The 4881-nt window shown below is 57.3% G+C and carries 5 protein-coding genes; 2 read left to right on the top strand and 3 right to left on the bottom strand.

Annotation, left to right across the window (positions count from 1 at the left end):
- Positions 1-28 precede the first annotated feature (28 nt).
- Positions 29-607: a hypothetical protein gene (locus tag RT613_RS21395; protein ID WP_313618401.1), complete on the bottom strand. Its 579-nt coding sequence runs from the start codon at positions 605-607 to the stop codon at positions 29-31.
- Positions 608-844: 237 nt separating this feature from the next.
- Between RT613_RS21395 and RT613_RS21390 the strand changes: the two genes are divergently transcribed.
- Together RT613_RS21390 and RT613_RS21385 are read left to right on the top strand one after the other, a co-directional pair.
- Positions 845-1477: a glutathione S-transferase gene (locus RT613_RS21390; RefSeq protein WP_313618400.1), complete on the top strand. Its 633-nt coding sequence runs from the start codon at positions 845-847 to the stop codon at positions 1475-1477.
- 92 nt (positions 1478-1569) lie between these two features.
- Positions 1570-1959, top strand: a complete 390-nt coding sequence (locus tag RT613_RS21385) for an NUDIX domain-containing protein (RefSeq protein WP_313618399.1) — start codon at positions 1570-1572, stop codon at positions 1957-1959.
- 2 nt (positions 1960-1961) lie between these two features.
- Here the strand turns inward: RT613_RS21385 and RT613_RS21380 are convergent, their stop codons facing one another.
- Together RT613_RS21380 and RT613_RS21375 are read right to left on the bottom strand one after the other, a co-directional pair.
- On the bottom strand, positions 1962-2966 hold the full coding sequence (locus RT613_RS21380; protein ID WP_313618398.1) for a 2-dehydropantoate 2-reductase: 1005 nt from the start codon (positions 2964-2966) through the stop codon (positions 1962-1964).
- A 518-nt stretch (positions 2967-3484) separates the two neighbouring features.
- Positions 3485-4579, bottom strand: coding sequence for a metallophosphoesterase (locus RT613_RS21375; protein ID WP_313618397.1), 1095 nt, complete (start codon positions 4577-4579; stop codon positions 3485-3487).
- Between the last annotated feature and the right edge of the window lie 302 nt (positions 4580-4881).

The raw sequence follows: 4881 nt of genomic DNA, 5'->3' as shown, positions 1-4881 counted from the left end.
TAGTGTGTATGGCTGCGAAAAACAAGCTTCAACACGCGCTTTTTGCGCGCCTTATGGTGTGTTCGATAATGATCTGTGCCGCCTCACCTGATGGGATGGAGGATGTGTCCAGATCAATGCGGTTGGGGTGATCGATATCCAGCAATCGCGTCTCCACCCGTTTTTTGTGGGCGGCGGCGACATCGGTCATTTTAAACCGTGCGGCGCGGTCTGGCGAGGGAATGCGCGTGGCGTGAACCTCATCCGATGCGGCGAGGATGACAGGCACGAACACACTGCCGCGTTTCTGCGAAAGCGCCATCGCCCGGTTAAACAGTGCCCGGTCGCGCGGAATTCCTTCCATCAGACAATTGGTCAGCACAAAGCTGGCATCGGGTGCGGTAAATTCCTCGATTGCCAGAAAAGCCTGCTCGCGGATGACGCCAATCAGGTCCCAGATACGTTCCGGTATGGTTTTGGCGCCTTCCACGCCAACCAGCGAAAACACCACATTGTTGGCGAGATGATTGTCAAACAGCCTTGCGCCGGTTGCGGCGGTGATGTCCTTGCCGATGGTATATTTGCCAACCCCGTAGTGGCCAATCAGATAGATAATTGCGTTGTTCACGGGCACTCTCACTGATGAAACGACACTTGAATTCCGTTGCTGCCAATACGTTCCGCGTAGCGCCTAGAAATAAGCCGATAAAAACTGCTTTGTCACGGTGTAAGGCGGCAGGCAGATGGGGCAGCCCACATAGCTGCGGCAACAGACATCTGGTGTTTTGCCATCGTTTCCATGGTGGAATGTCACGCAAATCAGATTAATAACAGTGCGATCCCTTACGGGATTTTGCAGCTGGAAATGAAGGTAGATGACGTGAAAATTTGGGGCCGTATCAATTCAACCAATGTCCGTAAGGTGCTTTGGGCCGCCGAGGAAGTTGGCGTAACCTATGAACAAATCAATGCCGGTGGCGCATATGGCGTGGTCAACGATGCCGAATATCTGGCCATGAACCCCAATGGTCGTGTGCCCTGCCTGGAAGACGGTGATCTGGTGCTTTGGGAGTCCAACGCCATTGTGCGTTATCTCGCCCGGCAATATGGCCGCGAGCCGTTTGCAGCCGGCGATGCCGCCAGCTGGGCTGCCGCTGACAAGTGGATGGATTGGACATCGTTCAGCCTTGCCGCACCGTTTCGTGACCTGTTCTGGAACCTGGTGCGCTACACGCCAGAACAGCGCAATGAGGACGAGTTGAAACGCGCCCAGGAGCAATGCGCGCAGCTGCTGGCGGTGGCGGATAAGGCGCTTGGTGAGACACCTTATCTCTCCGGTGAGCACCTTGGCATTGGCGATATTCCCCTGGGCTGCATGGCCTATGCGTGGTTTTCGCTGCCCATCGAGCGGCCGGACCTTAAAAATCTGGCGGCATGGTATGAGCGCCTTTGCGCACGGCCAGCCTACCAGAAGGCCGTGATGACGCCGCTGACCTGACGGTCATCATAATAAGGTGCGGAGAGTTTGCTCCCCGCACCCTGACATCAGTCAGCTACAGCCATGCCCATACATAAAACGAGGAAAAACCTATGGAAATTCGCATAGCCGCAGCGGCCATTCTCCGCCAGGATGGGGCAATGCTGCTGGTGCGCAAGCGCGGCACCTCTGCCTTCATGCAGCCGGGCGGCAAGATCGATGCCGGTGAAACGCCTGTTGCGGCGCTGCGCCGTGAACTGTTCGAGGAACTTGGCCTGACAATTCAGCCTGATGATGCGCAGTATCTGGGCCAGTTTTCCGCCCCTGCCGCCAACGAGCCGGACAGTGTGGTGACGGCCGAGATGTTTCGCCTAAGCCACGATGGCGATGTTGAGCCACAGGCCGAGATAGAAGAGGTTCGCTGGGTTGCGGCAGGCACGCAAGGGCAGCTGACCCTCGCACCCCTGACCCGCGACATGGTTCTGCCCGCCATCTGGGGCTGATATCAGCCCTGCCCGTTGCGGTTTTCCTGATCGAGCTGCAAGGTTAGCGCCAGAATGGTTTCGCAGGTCGGCGTCGGCACACCGGCCAGTTTGCCAAGTGTTACCACCATGCCGGTCAGCGGCATGACTTCCAGCTGTTTGCCGGCCAGAAAATCCTGCAACATCGATGTGCGCACCGGATCGTAACCACCGGGGCGACCCACCAGTTCATCAAGGCTCTTTTCAAACGTCGCGCCAAATGCTTCGCCCACGTTTTTGGTTTCACCCATGACGTTGCGCACCTGCGCTGCGGTGTGCGGATTGACCATGATGGCATCCATGCGTGAGCGGGTTAACGCGCTGATCGGGTTAAAGGCGGCGTTGCTGGTCAGCTTTAGCCAAATTTCATCACGGATGCGGGCCGTGGGGAAAATGGTGAAACCGGCTGATGTCAGCAGATCCGAGATGTCGTTGAGATCATCGGACAGTTCGCCGGAGGGTTCGCCGAGGAAAAACCGGCCATTGCCGGAAAGACGCGTGGTGCCGGGTTCCACCACTTCCGCCCCCTGATAGGCCACACAACCGATGACCCGCTGCGGGCCGACAAGGCTCCATAACTGACCCTCAGGGTCCAGCTCCGGCAGCTGCAAGTCTGCAAAACGGCTGTTATTATCGCCATGGAAATACCACCACGGAATGCCGTTCAGAATATTGATGACACGGGTCTTTTCATGCAGCAGCGCTGCAATGCCCTTGGCAGCATCTGCCAACTGATGGCCTTTCAAGCCCGTGATAACAAGGTCTTGTGGCGGCAGGCTGAAGGGATCATCCGTTGCGTCGACGCTCGCCGTGAATGTTTCGACACCAGCCTTTTCAATGGTCAGGCCTTTGGCCTTTATCGCGGCCAGTTGCGCGCCACGGGCAATGACCGTGACCTTGACAGCGTCACCCAGGTTTTTGGCAATCATGGCGGCGAAATTGCCGCCCAAGGCGCCGGCGCCGTAAACACAGATATTTCGAAATGTCATATCAAGGCCTCATCGTGGAAAATTCACGGCCTAGAGGTAGCAGCTATGAGACGGCCTGTCCGGCTTGTTTTTGCCTGCGTGGTGGCTTTTGGTCGGGCGGCGTTTAACCCTACCGCTTAACCACCCCATAAAGCGGTGGTTGTTTATCATCCATAACAAATGTAAGAAGCGAGCCGCATATTATGAGGGGTTTTCAGGTGTGATTTTTCAGCAGGTGTAACCCCGGCTTTGTCGATTGGCCGGGGTTTATTTTTGCGCTGTATCGCATGCCCCGTCCTGTCCCGATTTTTACGATATGCGTTGGTTTTGATGGGGTGGCTGGACCTGTTCCTGGCCTTTGCCAGGGCTTGTCACTCTTCCCGACGAACTAACCACGCCAGCCAGATATGTTTCGTCTGGTGAGATGTGGTTGGGGTGCGCCACAACAACACCCCTCACCTGAAAAACTGTGACTTAGCACGCCAAGACCATGATTTTTCCTCCTCTCCCACAGGGGAAGAGGAAAGGCGCCAGCCCCCCTAATCCAACGCCTTTGAAAACCCGACGTCAAAGGTCACGGTGTCACCATTGCCGGTCACTTCGCCAATAGCGACGTCCATACGCTGATTGGTGACGCGCACCAGGCAAAAACCACCCATGAAGGCGGCCTTGGCCTTGAACACATCATAGGCGCCCACCTTGTAGGCCATCGGCGTATCATGCTCATGGCCATGGAATATGCCGACGACATTGTAACCGGAAAGCGTATCCATCAGTGCCTGACGCTGTTCCTCACCCCACCAGTGCGGCGGGCCGGAACCATCCGGTGTGAAGGTGCTTTTCTCCGGGTCCCAATGTTCCAGTGAAAACGGCTCCCAGCCATAATGCTGGAACAGCACCACCGGGCGGCCATCTGCGGCATAGGTGGCGAGGTCGTGTTTCAACCACGCCAGGCTGCTGGCCGTGCCCCTGGTGGTATCTCCACCATAACGCTGCGCCTGAACCAGATGCAGACCACCCCAGTTCCAGGAATAATTGTTGGAGGCGGAATCGTAATTATCGGCCGGGACCTCCGGCGTGTTGAAAATACCGGGTTTGTGGTTCATGCGCACGTAATCGCGCAGCTCGTCACGGTACCAGTCAATCTGCGGCGGGCGGTCGTCCTGATCGAGGTCGTGATTGCCGAGCCCAACATAAACCGGGTAACGGATGCGGCCCGGCCCTTCGCCCTGACGGTAACGTTTGGAAAATTGCAGAAGCTGCGTGCCTTCGCCGAGGTCCGACCGCTGCCCGCCGCCATCATCCGTGGCATCGCCGCAGACAACAAGACCTCTGGGCGTGGCGATGGGCTGGCCAGCGGAGAGAAAACCGCTTGGTTTTCCCTTGATGTCTTGCGGCCAGTTGTGCTGGTCTATGCCGTTGAGGCCACTGATATGGCGCAGCAGGTTTTCATCGGTCTTGCCCTGCGCTGCGCAGCCGGGGCTGAGCTTATCGCCGATCTGGCAGGCATGGATATCATTGACCACCAGAAAGGTGACATCGGTTGCTGGCACGGTAGCGCGGCCGATGGACGGCAGGGACAATACCATTCCGGAGGCCAAACCCTGTCTCAGCACTGCGCGTCTTGTCAGCATGGTGCCCACCCCCGTTTTTATTTTGCAGCTTTTGGGAGCAGCCTAAAAGGCAAATCTTAACGAGGGTTCAATGGTGTAGGTATGTGTGGCCGCGTGGTGCTGCAGCCACCCTCACCCCTGTGCTCGTCACAGGGGTCCAGGCCCATCCCAAGTCCTTGGGATGGAAAAGACCTTTTCCGCCGCGCCGACGCGCGGCACTGGATTCCTGTGACATCCCTCGGGTCAGGCCCGAGGACGAGGAAAGAGGGTTGGTTGGGACGGCCCTCTGCGTCAAACAATGCACCATCCATTCACTCAAAGTC

This window comes from Agrobacterium sp., assembly GCF_032092815.1.
Classification (GTDB): Bacteria; Pseudomonadota; Alphaproteobacteria; order Rhizobiales; family Rhizobiaceae; genus Agrobacterium.
Note: the sequence above shows the minus strand (reverse complement) of the source record. Positions and strands in the feature narration are given on the sequence as shown.